This window comes from Anaerofustis stercorihominis (assembly GCF_024623185.1).
In the GTDB taxonomy this organism is placed as follows: domain Bacteria; phylum Bacillota; class Clostridia; order Eubacteriales; family Anaerofustaceae; genus Anaerofustis.
The window spans coordinates 25532-50239 of sequence record NZ_JANJZK010000011.1 but is presented as its reverse complement, the minus strand read 5'-3'; the positions used below and the strand labels follow the sequence as shown (position 1 = coordinate 50239).

Below are 24708 nucleotides of genomic sequence, written 5' to 3'. Positions count from 1 at the left end.
CCTACTTTACATGTAAAACATATACACTTCCATCTGGATAATCATCAAAATACTTCATTACATTCTTATTCCATGCAGGATCAGTATGTCCAGTATATTTAATACCATATTTTTTTTTCTTTGTATTATTTACCACATTGTTAATCATTGCAGCATGATTTATACTTTTCTTCGGTGTTCTTCTAAAATTTAATATATCTCCTTTTTGAGGTTTATATTTTTTAATAAATTCTTTCATATTAGTATTTTTCTTTATTTCCCCTTTACATGTAACTTTACCTTTCTTTAAATAATCTCGCTGTGGATTAACTTGTCTCCAACTAGATGCAATTTTCCAATCATATTTTTTACGCCAATCTCTTTTTGCATAAGGAGAAGTTTTTTTCTTTACACTTCTTTTTGAGTACCAGTCTTTATCTGTTTTAATACCACCTTTGTATAAACATTGAGAAACAAAATTCGCGCAATCACCAGTTTTATAATAATAATAACCTGTTTTTATATAATCATAATAACCTTTATTCCACATTTTACTTGCATAATTCATAGCCTTACCTCTATCATACTTATGCCCACTATAATCATTATAATTAATAGGATCATTCTTACAATAAGCATACAAATGCAAACTTAGTGGCTCTTCAAACTCACCCCTATAAGTATCCACAGTCACAAACCTACCGTCATCAGGGCTATAATACCTCGCGTTATAATAATAGTCCCCGGTTTCCTTGTCGTATACTTGTCCGGTGTAACATACTTCGTTATTAAATTCTGTATTACCCACTATTTCAGTACTTCCGAACTCATCATATTTATATCCCGTTATACCCCTATTTAATGAGTCCACAACTACCGATGTAGAACCTCGTCCGTCAGTATTGAGAGTATATAGCGTTGGCTGATTGTTATAAAATCTTAAAGTAAAGTCTGTATCTAAAATATTTTCTGTGATTTTCTTATCATTTGTATCAGTTATATACAAAATTTCTTCGCCGTTGTAATAATAATTATTCACCTTAGTAACAGGAGTTTCCTTACTACTATCAACAACTTCTTTCCTTATCCTCTGCCCTTCATAATTACATGGATAATTCTTCATTTCGAAGAATTATCCATGTAATCAAAAAGCAGAAGCCCTATCTTAATAAGCGAGTCTCAGCCCATTCCCAATCCCGTTGCTTCTGCCTTTCGTTTATTTAGTTTATTTCACATTTTACTCACATCAAACATACTATATATTCTATTATTTTTCAATATGTTTAATTTAAAACATATCATTTATAAAAATGTTCATAATTAAAATCCTCATCATACTCTTCACTATTTCTAAAATCATATTTATCTTTTTTTACATCATTTATTTTTTTACCATTAATAACTATACTATTATCATTAATCCATTTGGATTTAACAATATTAACTCTATAGTCCCAATAAATATTTCTCTTTTTTCCAGTATTATTATCTATTATTTCACCTCTAATAGCATAATCGGTAGTCGCACCACCATCACATAAATATGCATTAAAAGTATATTTATGTGATGGTGAACTGCTTCTAAAAATATGCTTACCATTTGGCAAATTAGACATTGAAAAAAAACTTCTATGTATAAATAAGCCAATAAATAAGATAATTACAAAAAATATAATTTTTTTATTTAATAATTTTTTCATTTATTTTTTCCATAACTTTCTCTTATTTGCAATTTTTTGCTTTTGCTGGTTTTTATGCCTATCCCAATGTACATTATAACCTAATCTTATCATTTGAGTATCTCTAGGATCATCTCCGTATGACCACCAAAACTTCCATTTAGATGTTCCACTTTTAATTTGGTATGCACCAGCACCAGCACATAAAACAGCCCTTGAAAAGAAACCAAAACCTACATACCCAAAATGAATATTACCAACATCTGCAGCATCTTTTAATTTAGTTTTATAAAAATAATAAGTTTTATTCTTCTTAAATTTCCATTCTTTTTTTCGTTTTAAATCCCAGGCACCACCAGTTTTTACTAAAGAAACAAAATGCTTATAAAATCCAATTATACTTGAAGGCTTATACCAATGAACATTCTTTTTTATATAAGATAGTAAATGATTATAACTTGAATTCATTTTTTTATCCAACTTATCATTTAAATATACTATTTGTTTTTTCTTTTTCTTATGCCCACTCGGATCCGTAAAGTTGATAGGATTATTGGCACAATAAGCATACAAATGCAAACTTAGTGGCTCTTCAAACTCACCCCTATAAGTATCAACTGTCACAAACCTGCCGTCCTCAGGGTTATAGTATCTCGCATTATAGTAGTAATCTCCAGTCTCTTTATCATACACCTGTCCCGTGTAACACACTTCATTTTCAAAGCTTGTATTGCCTAATACTTCGGTACCGCCGAACTCATCGTACTTATAAGCCACGATACCAACATTATCGTCACCGACAAGAGTTGAGGTGCTGTTTCTAGTATCTTTATTATAAGAATGATACTTAAAATGACTATTATCTAATCTTGCACTTGAGATTACACTACCATCTAAGTTTAGGATATTAGATGAAATAAGCTTATTTTCATTATCTGTTGTACAAATAACATTCCCTCTATCATAAACATAATTATTCACCTTAGTAACAGGAGTTTCCTTACTGCTATCAACAACCTCTTTCCTTATCCTCTGCCCTTCATAATTATACTCATTGTTCTGAGTCAAAGTAACGTTCTCCCCGCCCTTAGCCTCATACTTGGTCATCTGATTGGAAATATCGTAAGAGTAATTCGTTTCCTTACTTCCGCTCACTTCTTTCTTCGTGTTCCCGTTTGCGTCGTAGGAATATTCCTTTATTATGTTTTCTCCGCTCTTTACCTTTAACAGTTCGTTTAAATCGTTATATTCGTAGTCTTCCCTCGCTCCGTCCTTTGTCCTGCTTAGCCTGTTGCCGACTTTATCGTAAGTATATGTTGTGGTGGTTACGCTGTCATTATCCGGCTTATCCGTTACCTCGACCTTTGTAAGCCTTCCCAGTTCGTCGTAGGTATAACTCTTTACTGCATGAATTTTATTTCCCACTTCCGTCAGATAATCGTTGAAAATTTCTTCGGTTAGTATATTCCCGTTCTTGTCATAAGTGAATTTATATTCTTCTTTTGCGTTTGTAAGGTCGTCACCGTTTGCATATTTGATATGAGTCACTCTGTCGAATAAATCATATTCATAGCTTCTTAAAATATAGTTGTCATTTCCCGCGTCAAATCCGGTGTAGTCCTTGATATTTTCCACATTCCCCTTAGGAGAATAAGTGTACTGCCTTACAAGTTTTTCTGCCGAACTCGAAGATGTAACGGCTTTGATGTTCATCACTTTTCCGTTTTCACTGTATTCGTATATGACTTCTTTCGTTCCCGCTTCTAAGTTTGGATAAGTGACTTTGATAAGTTCGTTCTTGTCGTTATAAGAATATCTCAATCTTTCGTTTTCGCTCGGAGTTTCTTTTTCTCCCTCGTAAGAACTTACCAGCCTGTTCCTTCCGTCATAAGAGTTAAGTGTATATCTCACGCTTGATACTTCTTCACCGCTGTACTTGCTTTGAACGACTTTTACTACATTCCCGCTTAAATCGTAGCTGTAGACTATGTCTTCGCTTTTCTTAATGTCATCTTTTCTGAAATGCTCTTCCTTTAAAAGTTTCCCGTCATAATCATATGAGAAGGTCTTATAGTCACCGTTTGAATAAGTTTCTTTTACTTTGTTGTCGTTCTTATCGTAATCGTACTTCGTTACGATTTTCTTTTCCGTCTCGGTCCCTTTTCCTATATCCCTTATCTCTACGGTGTTCCCGAAGCTGTCCGTTACTTCTTCGCTCTTGTTTCCAAGGGCATTTTTTGTTTCTGCCTTCGTGTTGTCGCCTTCGGATATGTTCTCCATAGTCTCGGTTACGTTTTCTCCGGGAAGGATAACTTTATTTAGCTTCTTATCCTCGGTATATCCATATTTTGTCTCATTCCCCATAGGGTCCGTTTCGCTTATCTTATTACCAAGTTTATCATATTTTGTTGTTGTAACAAGGGATTTTTGGTCATCGGCAGTGTAAACTTTGTTTTCCGCATCATAAATCGGATTTTCTATTGTGCATGTTTGCTGCCCCTTTTCATCATAAAGGTTCATGGTAAGTCTGCCATATTTCACATCTGCGTCATCTTCGATGTTAAATGTCTTTATAAGCTGTCCCTGATTGTCATATTCATTATATGTGGTGTTCCCTCTGGAATACTCTTTTACATTCTGTCCGTTTACATCCGAATAACTTATACTTTCTATGCCGTCGGTAGTACTTGTTTCTTTATAAAGGAAATCATAATTTCTATTTTCTTCATTCCCCATAATAAAGTCAGTTTCATTTCCCTCTGCATAACCGTAAGAATTAGTCGTTACGCTCGATTGTCCGTCTTTCACAGTTTCAGTCCTAACAGCCTTATTCATATCGTCATATTCATAAGTGATTTCGCTTCCGTCTTCTTTCTTTTCGTAAACGAGGCTTCCGTTGTTATTATATCTGTTTTCGGTTACTATAGGCTTATTGCTTCCGCCCTCTGCTATTTCGCTGTCGGTAAGTGAGTTCTTCGTAGTCTTTATCACTCTGTCATATCCGTCGTACTCATACATCGTAGAATAACCTTTTGCGTCCGTTTCTTTCGTTACTCTGCCAAATTTATCATATTCACTATTTGTAGTTCTCTCTTCACTTCCGCTTGCATTTTTAGTCGTTTCACTAACGGTGTTGCCCTTATCATCATAAACATATGATGTAGAGCTTATTTTATTTCCTGCGGTTATGTTTTCTTCAATTAAAAGCTCACCGTCTTCGTCATAAGTATTTATCGTTTTATCACCGGAAACCGTTTCTTCTTCTGTAAGTATATTCCCTTTTTCATCATAATCATATTTATTTTGTTCTAGGGTCTTTCCATCTAAAGTGGTTATTTCACTGTCGGCGTCAAATTCTTCGCTGTCATACTTATATTCTGTCACGCTTCCGTCTTCCGCAGTTTCTTTTAGAACGTTTCCTTTAGTATCTGCGATACAAGCGAGGGAGTTATTATCAGGTATCGAATCATACTTAGTGGTGGAAACCTTTTCCTTACTGCCTTTTTGAACCGTTCCGTTACTTAAGGTATAAGTATCCACAGTCTTTGTTGTCTTTACTTCGAGCCCGTTTTCATATTCGCTTACTACTTCGTTGCCTTTAGCATCTTTACTGTATATGATATTTCCGTCAACATTATACTTGACTTCACTGCTTGCAATAACAGTAGGGTCCTCTCCTATAATATTTTTAAGTTTATCTCCTATATCCGCTTTTTTATGGATATATTCTGTTGTCTTATCAAATTTCTGAGCACTTTCATCTCCACCGATTTTACTATATTCATAGCTCTTACCTTCTCCGTTAGGATAAGTTACCTTTTTAACCATGTCAAGCTTATCGTTATCATTATAATAGTCTATGGTATATTCATTATTTTCGCCGTCTTTTATGGTACTAAGATTACTTCCGCTTGAGTATCCGTAACTGTAATCAAGAGAATTATTTTCATCGACATGACTATTTACACTGGCTAGGACTTTTCTATTCTTACCAAGTCCGAAGCTTACATTTTTATATGAATATGTAACGTATTTACCATGAGGCATATTTACTCTTTCAATCATATTTTCATCATTATATTCAAAAGTCATAATGCTTCTGCTGTTTTTGAATTTTTGCTGATTTTCACTGCTCTCGCTAAGCTTGGTTTTATACTCATTATCAAATTCACTTATTGATTTTCCGTTTAAAACTTCGACTTCTTTAAGCAATCCTTTTTTGCCTTTGCTTCTGTAATCTATATTTGAATCCATCGGAGCGTTAATATCTTCATCAAAATACCTATATACCATCGTGTTCCCGTTTCTGTCTTCGGTCGATATTATCTGTGAATTTCTGTCAAAGGTAGAAGTATCACCGTCTTTTGTTTTGATAATATAATTTACATCTATTACTTCACTTAAATCTCCGTCGCTGTCAATATCATCTATATCCAATTTTTCTATTTTAGTTAAAAGAATGTATGTTCCGAACGGACTTTGATATTTTGTCTCTCTGGATACTATATTTCCGCTTGCTTCATCGATATTTTCTTTAACGGATAATTTTTCATTCTTTATCTTTGCAAAATTATAAATCGTACCGCTTCCGTCTTTATAGACCATACCCATTTCATCGCCGTACTCATCATATGTCTGAAGTAATATTTGATTGAATTCATAGTCCCAGCCTATTCCAAGAGGTGTCACACTCGTGGAATTACTGTTATACACTCTCGACATATCTATATCATAATTCTTGCCTTTTACACTTCCGTCGGACTGTTCGTATACGAAGTTACCCATACTTTGCTCTACTTTACCGTTACTTACGGGAGTTTCAAAATCAAAATATCCCAAGTAATCTTTATCTCCGAGGCGCTTTGTATACTCATTTAGAGCAGGCAGTGTAGAAGGATTATTTCCAAGTGTACCGTTACTCTTCCTCACCTTTCCGCTGAAATCTTTGACTGCCTTTACCTTGTATGAAAAGTCTTTTTCGTAATTCATTATAGCGGAAGATCTGGTCATAATTCCTTCATTATTATTGGCATTACTGTACTGATCTATAGGAGTATAGCTGTCAAACCAGTAATTGTCTTTCACACCTTCGGCTACGACTTCGGCTTTATTGACATCAAATGTATCTCCTTCACTTCTGTATATTTCATATATAACATTATCGTTATCGGCTCCTTCGACTTTATCCCAGCTGATTTTGGTTCTGTAATTCAGTCCGCTCTTAACCTGCACGTTTTTAGGATTGTATTTATTCATCATATCAACTTTTAAAACATCCCCGCTTGAACCTTTTGCAAGAACATTAACCGAAGATATTGAAGGAGAGTTTTCACCATTCCCTTTCAAGACAGCTTTTAGTTTTATATTATTTAATTTTAAACTATCTAATATAAATTTATCTCTGCTTCCTCCTAAATAATATTCTTCATCATTATTTACTTTGATATAATCTTTATCATTAAGACTTAAGTAATATTCGACCTCACAGCCTTCAGGAATGGTATCTTCTGCCATGACTTTAAGAGATAATGTATTTTCTGATACGATCCCGGCAGCATCAGACTTGATTATGTATTCGCCGGATATGCTCTTATCTGTAAGGCTTATCAAATTATTTTCTCTTTCTAAGTTAGTTAAAGTCTCATCACTTACATCGATATTATCATATAAATTATAATCATAAGTCGGAACAGAATATTTAGGTGTTTCACTTACTGTATCCCTGACGATCAAACTATGTATACTGTCATCAGAAAATTTTTCATTATCTGAGAAATCAAATTTACCGTCTTCACCCTTTGATTCAGTACTTCCATCTATATAATAACTTGTATTATTCTCGTTATAAGATTCGTTTTGAAGGGTCTTTAAACTAAAGGAAGCTTTTTCTTCCCCAACCAAAACCATATCTTCACTTTTTCCACCGTCAGTAACAGTAGTTTTTTCTACACTAAAATCTGCATCGTGATGTATGACATCTTTCTTTTCAACTACAATTACATTATTGGTATTATTAACGTTATTACAAGTATCTTTAGCTTTTACTTTAATACTTAATTTCTGTCCTATAGGGTATTTATCATTATCCTTCAAATTTAAAACAGCTAAAGTACCGGAAATATTATCTTTTTCTTTTGGATTATCAACAGTTTTTACTAAAGTATAATCAGACTCTACCGTATTTTCTCCATTTGCAATCATAACATCGTAACTAAGTAAATGCGGATCTTCCACTGTACCTTTTAAGAAAACCAAATCTATAAATTTAGAATTCATAGCAGGTTTAGATATGCTAATAACAGGTGCGGTAGCATCTACGGTGTACTTCAAGCTTCTTATAGTACCGCTTACGCCGTCATGATCTACAGCTTTAAAGTAAAAAGTATGTGTTCCTTCCTTTAGGTTTTCAACACTAAGGTTTGCTGTTTTATTTTCATATCTGTTATTCTCATCTATATTAGGATTGGAATCTTGTATACTAATCCAATTTTCTTTATTGTCCATGGCATACTCGATATGATCTACTTTGGATATACTTTCGTCCCCCCTGACCCAACTGTAATTTAGTTCTATATTATCATTGCTTCCTCCAAACACCTTAGCAAAGTCTACTATAGGTGTAGGCGGAGGATTTGATATGCTTACATTTCTTAAAACTTCATTCTTGTTTCCAGCCTTATCATTTACGACTATTTTTATTTTATAATTACCCTCGTCATAATTTGTTGTATCAAAATTATAATTTCCGCTGTTTTCAGTGAGCAGTTTTTCTTTTCCATTACTGTAAACAAGATATATCTTACTATCCTTTATCCCGCTTATAGCATCAGCTGCCGTATATGAAATATTGGAAACCAATTTCAAGACGGCATTTTCATCGGGAGTATTTATGTCAATTTCAGGAGAGGTCGTATCTTTATTATATATAAAATCTTTTTCATCATAAATTAGGTTATCACTTGAATAAAATCTTAATCTGACTTTGTATTTTCCGTCAACCAGTGTATCTATATTTCCAAATACATTACTTACATCATATTCTTTATATTCCTTTGGATATCCTGTTACGGAAGAAGGGAAAACAAGATTTTTTTCACTAAATCCGCTAACGGCAATCCCGTCTTCTTTTAAAACATTACAAGTTATCTTACCTAAATTTAATTCTTTATCACCGTCTTTATAGTTGACCTTCCAAGAAATAAACATTTCTTTATTGACGTTATTAATATATGTATCATCAGATAATGACGAAGTCGTATTTGCATGATCTATCTCAGGTTTTACCATATTAGAAATAGAATGATTAGCACTTTGAACAAAAGCAGATTTATTGTTAGCCTTATCAATACTGGCAATCTTAACATAAACGTTCTGGTTCGCTTCCACATTGGTAAAAGTATAAGTAGACATATTTGCAGTGGTAACATTCTGGATAACATTCCCGTCTTCACCGTAAAGTATGATATTGTGTTTAGCAACACCGGATGAATTGGTTCCAGGGTCACTTCCCGATGTATAAGTTACTTTAACTTTAGAAGTTGTTTGAGATGTACCGTCTCTGCTTGAAGTTAATTTTATGTTACTGACTTTATTAGGTGCAGTATTATCGACATAAATATAACAATATGTACCACTTCCTTTATTATTGCCTTTATCTACTCCTCTGATCCCTATGCCGTACCTGCCTTCGCTCCAGCCGCTTGATAAGGCAGCTTTTGTATTATAAGTACCGCTTGCCGCTACAGTTCCCGTATTCTTATATGCCATAGTTTCTGTTGCATTATCAAATACATTATCAGCCTTATATCTTATATGTCTTGCCTGAACAGCTTCTAAACAATTTGAAGTAACACCTGTCCATTTTACAGCTAGAGCTTTATCCCCGCTTTTATTGTTTACATAAACTGTTTTGGCACCATTTACCGTTACTTCTGCTTTTCCCGGCGGTTTAGGAGAAGGAACAGTATAGTTGACAGAAAGAGTAGGTCTCTTTGCCGCAGTGGAAGATCTCGTACCATGGAAAGAATTATAATTTTTAGTACCTGAACTTTCTACACTCGCTTTTAGCAATATACCGTAATTAGCCTGTGTACCCCTTGCCCATTCCTGTACAAGCTTTGTTATATTCAAAGAATGCACTGCGGTAGTATTGCTAAGCTTCTTTGAAGCATATACAGTCGAAGTCCATTTAGGTCTTTTGTTCCATGTGACCTCACCCAATGCCCAAGATGAAGCATTTTTATGAACTTCCACGGTTGAAAAAGGTGAACCGTTACTTAGCTCATAAAGTTTTAATGCGGCACTTGTGACATAATTATTCTTGATTTTAGCACTTAGCTCAGGAAATTTCATTAAAGTCCTGCAGACTTTATCGGTGGAACCATAACCTATCGGCATTTTTCTGATCGTACTAACGTAGAAATTTGAAGTTGGATATCCGCTTTCTATATATACATCTTTAACGCCGTCTGTAGACTTTGCGGTATATGTAGGGTCGATAATAACAGGATATATTCTGTTATCATCATCAAGATAATCCCTTGATACCGTTAAAATAAGTTTATATTTATCATTTTCTTTATCTATTTCCTCTAAAGAATAATGTAAGTCTTCACTGTATGCACCGCCTTCGGAGCTGTCTGTCATATAAGGCACTAAAATAGCACCCTTCTCTTCTCCCGAAATTTTATCATTAAAAAGAACTCCTCCTACTTCGGGAATAGTAGGAACCATTCCTTTGCAGGTAAGTTCATAATAAAATTTATTATTATCCGGTTTTTTATTTAAAATTATATTTTCTTTAATACCGTTATCCAAAGGTATATATTCAAGCTTTACGTTCTTATCATCCGTACCGTATATAATTTTGGTATTCTTTTCTTCATTACCTTCATATATATCCGTTACATTCTCTTTTTGTAATTCACCCTTTGTCTCATTGCTATCTGCTTCTTTTTCAAATATCGGTCTGAAGGTAACTTGATCTTTACCATCTTTGGAAACCGATATAAGTTTATTATCCGCAAAATCCGAAGGCAGCATAACATCGGTCACACCACTTACATTTTTATATTTGTAATCGGAAGCACTTCTGCTTCTCTTTTGAGGAAGAGTCTCAATGGAACTGTCGTAATCAACATATTCACCGTTTTCGTCTTTTTCTCTGACGTTATCTGTATACATGTCGATCGTTCTGGAACCATCTTCGTTTTCATAAATGGTGTAATCTTTCCCTTTTTCGATTACATCATCTTTTCTCGATGTATCTACTCTCATGCTTTTTACATCACTATTTTCAGAAGCCTTAGCAAATATTGGCGAAAATCCGCCCAAGAAAACTTCAAAAAACAATAAAAATGCTACGAGTAGCGATACAAACTTCTCTATTCTTCTTCTAATTTTTCTTTCCTCTTTCATTTTATACTCCTTTATACCACAAGCTCGCACCATGTTATTTACACATGATATTCACTTAATTTTCATATAATAAGAATATCATATAGTAATATCGTTTACAACAATATTTGATAAAATATGTCATTATTTACCATTATTATTTCTTATTAAGTAACATAAATAAAAAAGACTTCATTTAGAAGTCTTTTTCTATGATTTTATAATTATTTTCTATCGTCTTTTTAACATCGATCCTTCTTTGATTGGAGCTTCCAACAAAGGTTTTATCATAAGTTTTATTTTTAAGCTCAAATTTTCCATCCATTATATAATCATTTAATTTTATAAGCTTTAATATATAAGGATCATTTTCACTCATTTTCAATAAATCTTCAAATAAAAATCCGGTATAGGTAATTAAATTCAAACCTTTATTTTTAATTTCCTTCCCTATTAAATATAAACTTTTAGCCTGCATGAAAGGTTCTCCGCCTGAAAAGGTCACACCGCTTAAAAGGGGATTATCAAATATAGCATTTAATACTTTTTCATGACTGACAACTTGTCCGCCGTTAAAATCATGAGTTTGGGGATTATGGCATTCAGGGCATTTATGAGGACACCCCTGGACAAAAAGAGTAAACCTCAGTCCCGGACCGTCTACAATGGATTCTCTGACAATGCCGGCTATCCTTATTTCTTTTTCTTCATCCATACTAAAGTCTTTCCATATTAGAATTTAGAGAATGTTTTACCCTATCCTGCTCTTCACTTCTTTTAGCATCATTAAATCTATCCAAAGTACCTACCAAATATCCGGTTATCCTTCTTATCCTATCGAAAGGAATAGGTTTTACTTTCGCACTTCTTCCGATATATCCGCTTTCTTCATCCGCATATAAATTAAGTTCAATCACTTCACTGTTTTTTTCTCTTTCAACTTCTTTGATATATGCTTTGATTTCTTCTTTAGTTAAATTATCTATATTTCCGTATACATACACATTAGTATCATTTATTTTAGTTTCATAAGTTAATTCTTTTGCTGTGTTCATTATATTACCTCCTATAAGTTTTCCATTTGTGAATTTAGTGAATGCTTCACTCTATCAGATTCTTCAGCCCTTTTTCCATTATTAAATCTATCCAAAGTACCTACCAGATATCCTGTTATCCTTCTTATTCTTTCGAATGGAACGTCCGTGTCATCTTCTTTTCTGTGACAGTGAGGGCATTCATCATAGATTACCCCGTTATATCCGCATACAGGATCTCTGTCAACAGGATGATTTATAGCACCGTAACCAAGTCCCATATCTTTCATACATCTTACTATTTTTTCAAATGCTTCTAAATTCTTTGTAGTATCACCGTCAAGCTCAACATATGTTATATGCCCGCCGTTTGTCAGTTCATGGAAAGGTGCCTCTTTTTTGATTTTATCAAAGGCACTTATATCATATCCAACAGGTACATGAAATGAATTTGTATAATAATCTTTATCGGTTACACCTTCGATAATACCATATCTTTTTTTATCCATCCTTACAAATCTTCCGGATAATCCTTCGGCAGGAGTTGCAACCAAAGAAAAATTGAGACCGCGCCTTTCTGTTTCTTCATCTACTTTATCTCTCATGTGAGAAATGATTTCAAGTCCGAGTCTTTCGCTTTCTTCACTTTCCCCATGATGTTTGCCGACTAAAGCAGTCAGTGTTTCCGCAAGCCCGATAAACCCGATACTTAAAGTACCATGCTTCAAAACTTCTTCAACCGTATCATCCGGCTTTAAATTTTCAGAATTGATCCATACTCCTTCACCCATTAAGAACGGAGAATTTCTTACTGTCTTTGAACATTGTATTTTAAATCTGTGCAAAAGCTGTTTAACACAAAGGTTCATCTCATCATTAAGCATTGAATAAAATTTATCAATATCACCTTTTGCTTCTATAGCAAGTCTAGGAAGATTTATGGAAGTAAAACTTAAATTTCCTCTGCCGGTCACTATTTCATTATCTTTATCAACATTTGCCATTACTCTTGTTCTGCACCCCATATAAGCAATTTCAGAGTCCGGATCTCCCTCTTTATAATATTTTAAGTTGAAAGGAGAATCTATAAAGGAGAAGTTAGGAAATAGTCTCTCACTGGAAACTTCTATGGCAAGTTTAAACAAATCATAATTAGGGTCTTCAGGATTGTAGTTAACTCCTTCTTTTACCTTAAATATTTGAACGGGGAAAATAGGAGTTTCTCCGTTTCCCAAACCTGACTTTGTTGCAAGCAGGATATTTTTAATAATCATTCTTCCTTCGCTGGAAGTATCGGTTCCGTAGTTTATTGAACTGAAAGGAACCTGTGCACCGGCTCTGGAATGCATAGTATTTAGATTATGTATAAGTGCTTCCATAGCCTGATATGTAGCTTTGTCGGTTTCTTTCAAAGAACTTTTCTTTGTAAAAGAAATTAGAGTATCAAAGTCGTCATGGTCTAATTTATCCAGTTCTTCTCTCTCAAGTTTTAAGAATTTTTCATTATCATCAAGCGTAGGATACAAACCTGATTTTTCTTCGATATTTTTATATATATCCTTAGAGACTTCTTCACTGTTTTCTATCCCGGCGAGAAGTTCCAAGGCTTTAGCCATATTTGTGACATAAATTTTTCTATATGTCTTTTTTACACCCTGAGCTAAATCATAATCGAACTTCGGAATACTTTGCCCACCGTGCTGATCATTTTGATTGGACTGTATGGCAATACAAGCAAGTGCGGAATAAGTCCTTATATCCTTTGGCTCTCTTATAAATCCGTTCCCTGTAGAAAATCCGCCTTTAAATAATTTTGTTAAATCTATCTGACAGCACGTCGTAGTTAAAGTATAAAAATCCAAGTCATGAATATGAATATTACCTTTGGCATGTGCGGCAGCATGTTTTTCGTCCAAAATAAACATTTCATAAAAGTTTTTTGCACCCTCGGAACCATATTTTAGCATGGTTCCCATGGCGGTATCACCGTTTATATTTGCATTTTCTCTCTTTACATCATTTTCAATGGAGCTTTTGAAAGTCAGATCTTCATATATCTTCATCAGCTTGGTATTCATCTCTCTGACTTTATTTCTTTCCGCCCTATATAGTATGTAATTCTTTGCAGTTTTGGCATGTCCACTTTCAATCAAAGTCTTCTCAACCGTATCTTGTATTTGTTCCACAGTAGGAACTATATCTATATACTTATCGTTTAAAATATTATCTACTTTATCAGATAGCTCTTTTGCCGTAGCATAATCCTGTCCGCCCGCTGCTTCGGCTGCTTTATAAATGGCATCTGTTATCTTCTTCTTTTCGTATTTACTTGTACGTCCGTCTCTTTTTAAAATCTCTGTTACCATCATTATTCTCCTATATTTTCTAATCGGTTCAACTGCCTCATCAAGGCTACGTTAACAATTATATATTGTGGTATATAATATTGTCAAGCACAAAAAACACAATATATTGTGTTTTATTGATTTTACTTGACTTGGGAAATAATATAAGTAATTAAGAATTTTTCCTGTTATGAATTATAAATATATACTCGTATTTTAGACTTAAAATTAAAAAGAATATAAATGAAAATTCTGAGAAAAATACATATATGGAAAAGATATGTTTTTTTAATACGAAATCTTATGATAGAAAATGGTTTGATTATTACAACAAAAATTATGAAATAGAATTTTATGAGAGCAGACTTAACAAAAACTCTGCTATTTTAGCTTCGGGTTCCAGCGGCATAATTTCTTTTGTAAATGACAATTTGGATAAGGATACTATTGATGTTTTATATGACTTGGGAATTAAAGTAATAGCATTAAGATGTGCCGGATATAATCATGTCGATTTAAATGCGACAAAAGATAAAATAAAAGTACTGAACGTTCCTTCATATTCTCCAAGCTCAGTAGCTGAATATGCAATAGGCATGTTTTTAACTCTAAACAGAAAAATACACAAAGCATATACCAAAACAAGAGATTATAATTTTAGTCTAAACGGTATGGTTGGATTTGATTTAAAGGGAAAGACAATAGGCATAATCGGAACGGGGAAAATCGGAGAAGAACTTATAGATATATGCAAAGGTTTTAAAATGAATGTGATTGCATACGATCTATATCCCAAAAAAGATAGTGATATACAATATGTCGATTTAAACACTCTTTTAAATACCAGTGATATAATTTCTCTTCACTGTCCTTTAACCGAAGATACAAAATATCTAATAAATGAAGAAAATATAAGAAAAATGAAAAAAGGAGTTTATATAATAAATACTTCAAGAGGAGAATTAATTGAAACTGATTCATTAATAAGTGCTCTTAAAAATGGCTTTATAGGAGGAGCTTGCCTCGATGTATATGAAGGTGAGAAAGATTTCTTTTACGAAGATAAATCAGATCTAATCAAAAGAGATGATAAACTATCGGCTTTAGTTTCAATGCCAAATGTTATACTCACATCTCATCAAGCTTTTCTGACAGATGAGGCTTTGAAAAATATCGCAAAAACTACAATACAAAACTTAGATGATTTTTATGATAGAAAAGAATTAAAAAATGAAGTTAAAATAAAAGGATAGACTAAAGTCTATCCTTTTAAGCTATCTGCTCACTTTCTCTATTAGCTTTTTTCCTGTAAATCACTTCCCAAGGCAGATACATCAACAGCCAAGCACTCAGTACTAAAACAATCAAAGCTATTAAATAACCTCCGCCAAAGATATCATATAAAAATACCAACGGAGACCCTTTGGACGGTCCATTTAAGAACATAAAGTTCGTATCCCATAATTTATTTATAAAATATATAGGTACAGCAAGGATACCTATAAGTAAAGACGTCTTTGGTAAATTCCTAAAATCAGGTTTCAATCTGCCGCTGTATAAAAGCATCGTAACAAATACAACCAGCCACGTATGTATAGTAAAAGAATTTATATTTGAAAAATGCATCATCGGATACTCAGTCCAGTTCGGAAACAATAATGCCGCCAAAGCTCCGGGAAAAGACAATGCATATAAATATTCACCACTTACTTTACCGGGTTTAAACGCATACCAAAAAGTTATAAATATTGATATCCCGCACAAATGAAGAGGCAAATGTTCTAAATTTAAGGTGCCTGCATAATAATGAAGGATATCCTTTAATATTTCCTGAAAAACAATAAGTATGGCAAAAAATTTTAAGAGCTTATTTTGCTGTTCTACACTTAATTTAACGAATTTCTTACACATAAATATATTAAAAACAAATATAATAAACAGTAAAATCAGATGTTCCATACCATAAGCATGCCATTTTAATGATGAAGGAACTATATTTGGATTTGCAAAAAAATATTTTAAAGTCATGATCATTCCTCACTTTATTTTAAGCTAACTGCTCAATTTCACTTTCTTTCTTATATTTGATTTCCCAAGGCAAATACATTGATATCCATATGATAAAAATTAAGCATATACCCGCAAATATATACCCCGGACTTCCAAACAAATTTTCGAGAAGTACTAGAGGAGAACCGGGAGAGGGAGTATTTAAAAACATAAAATTAGTTCCAATGATTTTATTAATTCTAAATACTATAAGTCCGACAGGAAACATAAACATTATACAACTATTTAAATATTTATAATTGGGCTTTAATCTGCCGGAGTATATCAGTAACATCGGTACCATAAGAAGCAGCATATGAAATATGGTAGAATCTATATTTGTAAAAGATATCCTAGCAAACTTGGTCCAATCGGCAAACATAAGTGCAGCAACCGAAGCAGGAAGAGAAAAAGCATATAAATATTCTTTATTCAACTTATTGGACTTAAAGGCATACCACAATGTCATAAATATGGAAAACCTACATAAATGAAGCGGTATATCTTCGTAAATCAAGACTCCCGTCAAATAATGAACTATATTTTTAAATATTTCTTGCATGAGCATAAAAACCGCAATCTTTTTTATAAAACTATCTTGCTTTTTTATGTCCCATAAAGAAAATTTTTTACACATATATATAACCACAAAACCTACACAAAGAAGTGTTAATAAATGACCTATATCAAATAATCTCCATGTAAGTTCCTCCGGTACATAGCCTCCGCTATCCGGGGAGACAAAAAAATATCTAAAATCCATAATGCCCTCTTTTTATACAAATATAGACTTATTATAGTATTTTTTTATATTAAATTCCAGTAAATACAAAATAAAAGTCTCTTACTAGATTAGTAAGAGACTTTATTTAAATCATATTTTCAAATTCATTTTCGGAAATTATCTTAACACCGAGTTCTTTAGCTTTTTCTTCTTTACTTCCCGCATTCTCTCCGGCAAGCACGTAAGTTGTCTTTTTGCTGACCGAAGAAGAAACCTTTCCTCCGTAATTCTCAATTATCTTTTTAGCGTCATTTCTTTTATACTTTGATAAGGTACCGGTAAGAACAAAAGTCATTCCTTCAAATTTCAAATTATCATTTTCTTCGTCGATATATTCCATATTTACTCCGACGGCTTTTAATCTTTCTATTAAAGCAAGTTTAGAAGGATTTTTAAAGAAGTTTATAATTTCGGTAGCCATTTTATCGCCGATTTCATTGATATCTACGATATCTTCATAGGAAGCGTTTATTAAATTATCCATTGTCTTAAATCTCTTAGCTAATAATTTAGCTCCTTGCTTACCTACTAAGTTAATAGATAATGCAAACAATAAATCTTCAAGTGAATTTTCTTTGGATTTTTCTATTGCATTTAACATATTGGAAACGGATTTCTCACCCATTTTTTCAAGGCTTTCTATTTTCTCTTTCTTATTTTCCAGTTTATAAATATCACTGACATCCTGAATCAAATCTTTTTCAATCAAAGTTTCAAGGACTCTTTCTCCGAGAGTATCTATATTCATAGCTTCCCTTGAAGCAAAATGAATTATTTCCCGGGAAACCTTAGCGGGACAATCAACATTGATACACTTGACCGCACTATTTCCTTCTTGTCGTACTACTTCCTTGCCGCAAACAGGACAGTTTTTAGGCATTTCAAATAGTTTTTCATCGCCGTTTCTGTCTTCTTTAACAGAGCTTATGACCTGTGGGATAATCTCACCGGCTTTTTTCACTATTACATTATCACCTATCCTTATATCATTGTCATTGATATAATCCTCATTGTGAAGAGTAGCCCTGCTCACGAACGACCCGTCTATCCTAACGCCTTCCAGAATTGCAACAGGTGTAAGAGTACCGGTCCTACCCACATTTACAATGATATCTGTAAGTTTTGTCTTGACTTTTGTTTCGGAAAATTTATATGCTATAGCCCATCTAGGATTTTTATTTGTAGAACCTAAAAGTTCTCTCTGTTCGAGATCATTCAATTTAATAACAGCCCCGTCTATTTCATAAGGCATGGATCTTCTGCTGTCTTCTTTTTTGATAAGCTCATCAAAGATATCCTTTATATTATTAAATATCTTATATTCACTTACTTTAAACCCTAAAGATTTTAAATAATCAAGACTTTCACTATGTGATGATAATGTCTTTCCATCGATATGTTCAAGATTAAATATAAAACAGTCAAGATTTCTCTTTGCCGCTATTTTTGAATCAAGCTGCCTTATGGAACCCGCTGCCATATTTCTCGGATTAGCAAAAAGACTGAGCCCCTCTTTTTCTCTTTCTTTATTTATCTTTTCAAAGTTATCTTTATAGATAAGTACTTCGCCTCTGACCGTCAAGTCGACTTCTTCATTGAGTTTCAGAGGAATTGATTTAATGGTTTTTACATTTAAAGTAACATCTTCGCCTACTTCACCGTCACCTCTTGTAGCCCCCACCGATAAAAGTCCTTTTTTATAAGTAAGGACTATTGTAAGACCGTCAAATTTATTTTCCAAAGTATACGTTGGATTTTCAATCTCCTTCTTTACTCTTAGGTCAAAATCTAAAAGTTCATCATAAGAAAAAGCATTAGCTAAGCTTAGCTGCTTATACTCATGCTTTACTTTATCAAAGGCATCAAGAGCCTTTCCCCCTACTCTGTCGGTAGGGGAATATTCTTTTTTATACTGAGGATATTCTTCTTCAAGTTTACTTAACTTCCTAATAAGCATATCATAATCATAATCAGATATGCTTGGATTATCCTCTTCGTAATATTTTCTGTTATGTTCTAATGACTCTTCGGTTAATTTTTCTATCTCTTTTTTTATATCTTCCATTATATACCTTTAAAATATATGAAGTTTGTTACACAACTGTTTAGGTTCTTTTCCGCTGATATAATATCTTATTTCCTTGTTTTCTTTATCACATTTCTCTTTATTGAATAAAAGTCCTGTTGAAGCATCAACGGTTGCTTTGGTAACCATTCTGTCTGAGTATTTGCTTACATCTTCTTCGGGAACAGAAACAGTTTCAACTTCAAGCCTTGTAAAATATTCTCTATTTGTTACATCTATATTATCTTTTACAACTAATATATTTTTATACTCAACTTTTTTATCCGAAGTATTATTAGTATTTACATTCGCAATTTTGCCAAAATCATCTATTTTATCAGTATTGTTTACATACCTGTTATAGAAGGAAGCAACACCGGATGAACTTATTCCATATAATATTTTATTGGATGGAGTTCCGACCCAAATACTTGTAGCAAGGTTTCCAGTCACACCGCAGAACCAGAAGTCTTTATTATCATGTGTGGTACCTGTCTTACCAAAAGTTTCGTACTGAGTCTGCGCAAGTGAACCAGTACCATATCTAACAACGCCTTTCATACATTCAACTATTGCGGAATTTGCTTCACTTGTTCTTATCCTCTTTGAAGTTGAAGGTTCTCTTTCATATAGTACTTTTCCGTCCTTGGTAGTGATTTTATCAACAAAATAATAAGGATACTTTTCTCCGTCATTTGCAAAAGCAGAATAGGCATTGGCAAGTTCCAAAGGCTTAAATCCATAAGTAAGTCCGCCAAGTGCGAATGCATAGTTGTTATCGTTATATACCGGATCGTCTTTAACATCTACAAGCGTTGAAAATCCAAATTCTTTTACCGCATCATATCCTGCAAGGTCCCCGTTTTCTTTAACACCGAGTTCATCGTATAATCTTAAACAAGCAGTGTTTAGTGAATTTGTTATTGCCTTTTGTATAGTTACTCTTCCGTAATATTTATTTCCGTAATTTTTAGGAGAATATCCGTAAAGGTTTATCGGCCCGTCCTGAACGGTTGAATATATGGTCTTGTCAGGTTGCTCCAAATATTTAGATACATATAGTGGTTTTATCGTACTTCCGGGCTGACGAGGTGTATTTGCCATATCTATTGAAGATGATCCTCCATAATAGGCAAGAACTTTCCCGTTCGAGCCGTCTACAGTTACAAAAGCCATATCCGCACTGTCTTTGAGTCCGTAAGCAGACATAAAACTATCTACACTCTTTACCCCTGCAGTTTGAAGACTCATATTAAGAGAACAATAAATTTTTATACCGTCCTGATTTATCATTTGTTCAACTTTTTCCTGAGCCTTTTTCTTACTCATTTGATTTTTATTTGTAAAACTGTTTACAAGAACATTTTGAGCTTCGCTTAATACTCTTTGTGAATAAGCACCGCAGCCTTTCCTTGTTCTTCCGTTAAAGTTCTTTTGAGAATCACTTTTTCTGATAGATATTTTAACGGCTTTTGCCTTTTCATTTTCTTCATGAGTTATATATCTGCTGTCCTCCATAGCATCCAAAACTTCTTCTTTTCTGATTTTAGACTGCTTATATCCTGTCTTGGTAGTTGGATTATATACTGTAGGGGCCTGAGGTATACCTGCGAGGAGTGCACATTCCTCAAGAGTCAAGTCTTTTACATGCTTTCCGAAAAATCTCTTTGAAGCTTCTTCTACACCGTAAGTTCCCTGTCCCATGAATACATCATTTAAATAAATCTCTACTATCTCATCTTTACTGAATTCCTGCTCAAATTTAACGGCAAGGAGAATTTCTTTTATCTTTCTTGTATATGTACGCTCATCCGATAAGAATAGCCTTCTTACAACTTGCTGAGTTATGGTTGATGCACCTTCATGAATGCCGTCTCCCTTAAGGTTTACCGCAATTGCTCTGAATATCCCTTTAAGGTCAAATCCGTGATGTTTATAAAATCTTCTGTCTTCTATTGCAACCACGGCATGAACCAAATCTTCCGGCATATCATCTATAGATACAAGTGTCCTATTTTCATCATAAATCTCACCTACCAACTTCTTATCGCTGGTTAAGATCTGAGTTTTCAGCTTAGGCGAATATGTATATCCGGAAATATCCGGTAATGTAAGAGATACATACATAAATAATGTAGCACCGGCTAAAATAATTCCTATTAATAATATCCCTAATATTTTTGTTAAAGACTTTTTCAATGTACTACCTTCCGTTACAATAATATTTTTATTTTATTTATATTAAAATTTACAAAAAAACTGTTTTTTTTAATTTATAATAATAATAGTATAAAAAATGTAAAAAAAGAGGCTTTTCATGAATTATTCACAAAAAATTAATAATTTTCGCTTATTTATTATATCTATTATTATAACGTTATTAATATTACCATGTTTTCCGTCGTTAGTAAATGGAAAGGACGAAAAAAAACTTACGAAAATAATGGGTGAAAACTCCGCTTGTACAGCTGAACAAATGTATACATATTTAATAAAAAACAATAAACCGAACACCAAAAATACGATCACAAAAAAGTATGCTTTAAGCTTCGTCAAAACAACGATCAAAGAAGCAAAAAAAGAAGGTGTTAGACCTGATATCACATTTTGTGTAATGATGCACGAAACCGGATGTTTAAATTACGGAGGAGATGTAACAAAAGAACAAAATAATTTTGCGGGGCTCGGAACGACCGGAGGCGGTGTTAAAGGTGCTAAATTCAAAACAATGACGATAGGTATAAGAGCAGTCGTCCAGCATCTTAAATGCTATGCTTCTAAAGAGCCTCTAAAGGGAAAATGCGTAGACCCGAGATGGAATGATTCTCTGAGGGGAAAAGCTATGTATGTCGAATATTTGGGTTATTCGGATAATCCATATAAAAAAGGCTGGGCATATCCGGGAAAAGGATATGGTAAAAAAATATTGACTCATTTAAACAAGATAAAAAAAATAGGGACAAAAGTAAAAGAGGAGAGTAAGGATAATTCAAAAGATAATGATGAAAAAATTATTTTAAAAAGAGAAAAAAAAGATCAAGTGGTAAATACTACTTTATCTGTGGGATTTAATGTCTTATTGATATACCTGATGTTATTGATACTTCATAAAATCAATAAAAGTGAGCAGAAAGATAAAAAATATAATAAATCCAGAAAGAAATAGTTTATTGTTTTAAATTTAGGGATACTAATTATTCATTTTTAGGATCCCTTATTTTAAACCGAAATAAATATAAATTTTAAGCTCAAATATTAATCTTAATCCAAAAAAGCCCCATCGGGGGAGGTGCTTTCTCGGTTTGGCGTTTTAAATTAACTTACCCTTTTTATTTTAAAGATAGTCCCTCCAACTCCTGCTATTGCAATTATAGCTATCAAGCCATAAAATATAGCGTTTGAGCTGTCGGAAGTATCCGGGGTATCTATTTTTGTTTTGCTGTTTGTCTCGGTTGTCTTCGTTACAGTGCTTCCATCAGATACAGAGTCTTTATCTTTTCCTTCTGTTCCCTGTTTTATAAGCTTTGAAATTGATACATGGGAACTTTCATCTTTCGCTCCGCACACACTACATTCCATATGCTTCTTTCCTTCTTTTTCATATGTAGCCTTTTCATCTATCACTTCTTTATTAAATTTATGTCCCAAAGCAGGTATATTTTTCTCCGAACTGTCATCCTTTAAATCACAGTATTTACATTTCATATATTTCAAGCCATTTTCAGTACAGCTTGCAGCTTTTTCTGTCACTTCTACACTATAATCATGTACTCCAGTTGCAGGAATCTCGATAGGCTCAATAAATACATCTCCGCAAGTATCACATTTAAAAACCTTAGTGCCTTTGGCTGTACAGGTAGGTTCTTTGGTAATCTTCCAGCTGCAGTCATGAAGTCCTGTAGCAGAGAGGGCTATGGTAGTTTCCGGTACATTCGTATTCCCGCAGTCACAAGTCCCTGCTTCATACGTAACGCTGCCGTCTTCCCCGCAGGTAGGCTCGGTCCTTGACTTAACATTATTACTGTGACATACTCCCTCAGTAGAAAAACTGACTCCGCTGTAAGAAAATTGATTAGCATCAAAATTTTGTTTTACCTGTGACGGACTACCGGCAGAACCGCTGTGTCCGTAAACCGTACCGGAGTTAACATAAGCCAGCGGTTTAGTAAAATCAATATTTAAAGAAGGTGAATGAATTGTAAGCTTTGCATCTGTACTGTTAAGACGATTATCAATAAAACCGGAATCTAAAGACGTCAGGCTTGCAGGAAGCTCAACTTCTCTTGTTGTATTATTCCAATTCATAAAAGACTTAGAAGCTATGGATTCTACCCCTTCCAGCACTTTAACGCTTTCTAACCACTCATTTCTTATCATATTGCTTCCTATTGTTTTTATATTGCCCGGTATCACAAGATTATCCACCCTGATATTAAAAAATGCATAATCAGGGAGCGCGGTAAGATTCCTGGAAAATCTTAATTTTTTGGCATTATAACAACCTGAAAATGCTGATTCGCCTATCGATGTAACAGAATCAGGTATATATATACTCTTTAAATTAGTATTCTGTTCAAAAGCATTGGCTCCTATTTTGATTATTGTATCGGGTATAATTATATATGTACACTTTGTATTAATCTGCTCACTGAAACTCCACTTATAAAATGCATTATCAGCTATGCTCGTAACAGTATATTCAGTACCGTTATACGTTACGCTTGAAGGTATCTCATACATCCCGCTCAACTCCTTGATATTCGTCGTAGGATCGTTCTTTAATGCAAAAGATACTTCATTCGCTGAAGCGTCCGTTACTACATATGTGATCGTAAAAGTCTTCCCGTCTTTCTCAAAAGTATCCTCGAAGGTATCACCTACCGAACGTGCACTCGCAGCCATTGTCTTTTTGCTTACTTCTCCGATTGTTTTACTATCACTATCATTGATATTATTGCTATCAGCCGCAAATACAGGCGTCAGCGTCGTCAATATCATCAAGCATGATAATAAAATACTCAACATTATTCTTCTTCTATTCATTTTATAACCCCTTTAATTAAATATATTTCAATATTTTGTACTGATACTGTAAGTGTAATTTTAGTAACAAATGTGATATACTTAATCTATATCAATAATTTACAGGAAATGACAGAAATATGATGCATACATTTAAACTATATGTAATATTTATGTCTTTTTTCAGGTTTTGTACTTTTATTATAATTTGTGACAAAATGTACACCTTTTTTCCAAAAAAAATAAAAAAATATAAAAAATAATCATAATTGATTAGTTTGTGAAAATAAGGGGCGCGGAATCTACCGAAGGCAGGCGTAGTGCCCCGAAGCCCACGATTAATAGAATTATAATT

The 24708-nt window shown here is 33.5% G+C and carries 13 protein-coding genes; 2 read left to right on the top strand and 11 right to left on the bottom strand.

Annotation, left to right across the window (positions count from 1 at the left end):
* Position 1 precedes the first annotated feature (1 nt).
* The 6 genes from NSA01_RS07580 to NSA01_RS07555 form a co-directional block, all read right to left on the bottom strand.
* Positions 2-1102 carry an amidase domain-containing protein gene (locus tag NSA01_RS07580; protein ID WP_257480879.1) on the bottom strand — a complete coding sequence of 367 codons (1101 nt, stop codon included), beginning with the start codon at positions 1100-1102 and terminating at the stop codon, positions 2-4.
* A gap of 175 nt (positions 1103-1277) precedes the next feature.
* Complete coding sequence (locus tag NSA01_RS07575; protein ID WP_257480878.1) at positions 1278-1679, bottom strand: DUF5412 domain-containing protein; 402 nt, start codon at positions 1677-1679, stop codon at positions 1278-1280.
* Positions 1680-11075, bottom strand: a complete 9396-nt coding sequence (locus NSA01_RS07570) for a DNRLRE domain-containing protein (protein ID WP_257480877.1) — start codon at positions 11073-11075, stop codon at positions 1680-1682. It lies immediately after the preceding gene.
* Between the two features lie 175 nt (positions 11076-11250).
* Entirely contained in the window at positions 11251-11769 is a 519-nt protein-coding gene (gene nrdG, locus NSA01_RS07565) for an anaerobic ribonucleoside-triphosphate reductase activating protein (RefSeq protein ID WP_257480876.1), read from the bottom strand.
* Position 11770: 1 nt separating this feature from the next.
* The gene (gene nrdD / locus NSA01_RS07560; RefSeq protein ID WP_257480875.1) at positions 11771-12109 is read right to left on the bottom strand and encodes an anaerobic ribonucleoside-triphosphate reductase; all 339 of its coding nucleotides are present in this window, start codon (positions 12107-12109) and stop codon (positions 11771-11773) included.
* Positions 12110-12120: 11 nt separating this feature from the next.
* On the bottom strand, positions 12121-14454 hold the full coding sequence (locus tag NSA01_RS07555) for an anaerobic ribonucleoside triphosphate reductase (protein ID WP_257480874.1): 2334 nt from the start codon (positions 14452-14454) through the stop codon (positions 12121-12123).
* Between the two features lie 248 nt (positions 14455-14702).
* Between NSA01_RS07555 and NSA01_RS07550 the strand changes: the two genes are divergently transcribed.
* A complete protein-coding gene (locus tag NSA01_RS07550) occupies positions 14703-15686 on the top strand; it encodes a 2-hydroxyacid dehydrogenase (RefSeq protein WP_257480873.1) in 984 nt (327 codons plus the stop codon).
* Positions 15687-15702: 16 nt separating this feature from the next.
* On the opposite strand, the gene NSA01_RS07545 is transcribed toward NSA01_RS07550, so the two are convergent.
* The 4 genes from NSA01_RS07545 to NSA01_RS07530 form a co-directional block, all read right to left on the bottom strand.
* Positions 15703-16461: a YwaF family protein gene (locus NSA01_RS07545; RefSeq protein WP_257480872.1), complete on the bottom strand. Its 759-nt coding sequence runs from the start codon at positions 16459-16461 to the stop codon at positions 15703-15705.
* A 19-nt stretch (positions 16462-16480) separates the two neighbouring features.
* Positions 16481-17245 carry a YwaF family protein gene (locus tag NSA01_RS07540; protein WP_257480871.1) on the bottom strand — a complete coding sequence of 255 codons (765 nt, stop codon included), beginning with the start codon at positions 17243-17245 and terminating at the stop codon, positions 16481-16483.
* Positions 17246-17351: 106 nt separating this feature from the next.
* Positions 17352-19331 (bottom strand): NAD-dependent DNA ligase LigA, encoded by a 1980-nt coding sequence (gene ligA, locus NSA01_RS07535; RefSeq protein ID WP_257480870.1) that lies wholly within the window; start codon positions 19329-19331, stop codon positions 17352-17354.
* A 9-nt stretch (positions 19332-19340) separates the two neighbouring features.
* Positions 19341-21530, bottom strand: coding sequence for a transglycosylase domain-containing protein (locus tag NSA01_RS07530; RefSeq protein ID WP_257480869.1), 2190 nt, complete (start codon positions 21528-21530; stop codon positions 19341-19343).
* Positions 21531-21648: 118 nt separating this feature from the next.
* Between NSA01_RS07530 and NSA01_RS07525 the strand changes: the two genes are divergently transcribed.
* Positions 21649-22497 carry a glucosaminidase domain-containing protein gene (locus NSA01_RS07525; protein ID WP_257480868.1) on the top strand — a complete coding sequence of 283 codons (849 nt, stop codon included), beginning with the start codon at positions 21649-21651 and terminating at the stop codon, positions 22495-22497.
* A 149-nt stretch (positions 22498-22646) separates the two neighbouring features.
* Here NSA01_RS07525 and NSA01_RS07520 read toward each other — a convergent pair whose 3' ends face one another.
* Positions 22647-24374 carry a leucine-rich repeat domain-containing protein gene (locus tag NSA01_RS07520; protein WP_257480867.1) on the bottom strand — a complete coding sequence of 576 codons (1728 nt, stop codon included), beginning with the start codon at positions 24372-24374 and terminating at the stop codon, positions 22647-22649.
* Between the last annotated feature and the right edge of the window lie 334 nt (positions 24375-24708).

Excerpts from the sequence above, each read along its gene's own strand:
- NSA01_RS07580 (WP_257480879.1), bottom strand. The coding sequence starts at position 1,102 with ATGAAGAATTATCCATGTAATTATGAAGGGCAGAGGATAAGGAAAGAA.
- NSA01_RS07575 (WP_257480878.1), bottom strand. The coding sequence starts at position 1,679 with ATGAAAAAATTATTAAATAAAAAAATTATATTTTTTGTAATTATCTTA.
- NSA01_RS07570 (WP_257480877.1), bottom strand. The coding sequence starts at position 11,075 with ATGAAAGAGGAAAGAAAAATTAGAAGAAGAATAGAGAAGTTTGTATCG.
- nrdG (WP_257480876.1), bottom strand. The coding sequence starts at position 11,769 with ATGGATGAAGAAAAAGAAATAAGGATAGCCGGCATTGTCAGAGAATCC.
- nrdD (WP_257480875.1), bottom strand. The coding sequence starts at position 12,109 with ATGAACACAGCAAAAGAATTAACTTATGAAACTAAAATAAATGATACT.
- NSA01_RS07555 (WP_257480874.1), bottom strand. The coding sequence starts at position 14,454 with ATGGTAACAGAGATTTTAAAAAGAGACGGACGTACAAGTAAATACGAA.
- NSA01_RS07550 (WP_257480873.1), top strand. The coding sequence starts at position 14,703 with ATGGAAAAGATATGTTTTTTTAATACGAAATCTTATGATAGAAAATGG.
- NSA01_RS07545 (WP_257480872.1), bottom strand. The coding sequence starts at position 16,461 with ATGACTTTAAAATATTTTTTTGCAAATCCAAATATAGTTCCTTCATCA.
- NSA01_RS07540 (WP_257480871.1), bottom strand. The coding sequence starts at position 17,245 with ATGGATTTTAGATATTTTTTTGTCTCCCCGGATAGCGGAGGCTATGTA.
- ligA (WP_257480870.1), bottom strand. The coding sequence starts at position 19,331 with ATGGAAGATATAAAAAAAGAGATAGAAAAATTAACCGAAGAGTCATTA.
- NSA01_RS07525 (WP_257480868.1), top strand. The coding sequence starts at position 21,649 with ATGAATTATTCACAAAAAATTAATAATTTTCGCTTATTTATTATATCT.
- NSA01_RS07520 (WP_257480867.1), bottom strand. The coding sequence starts at position 24,374 with ATGAATAGAAGAAGAATAATGTTGAGTATTTTATTATCATGCTTGATG.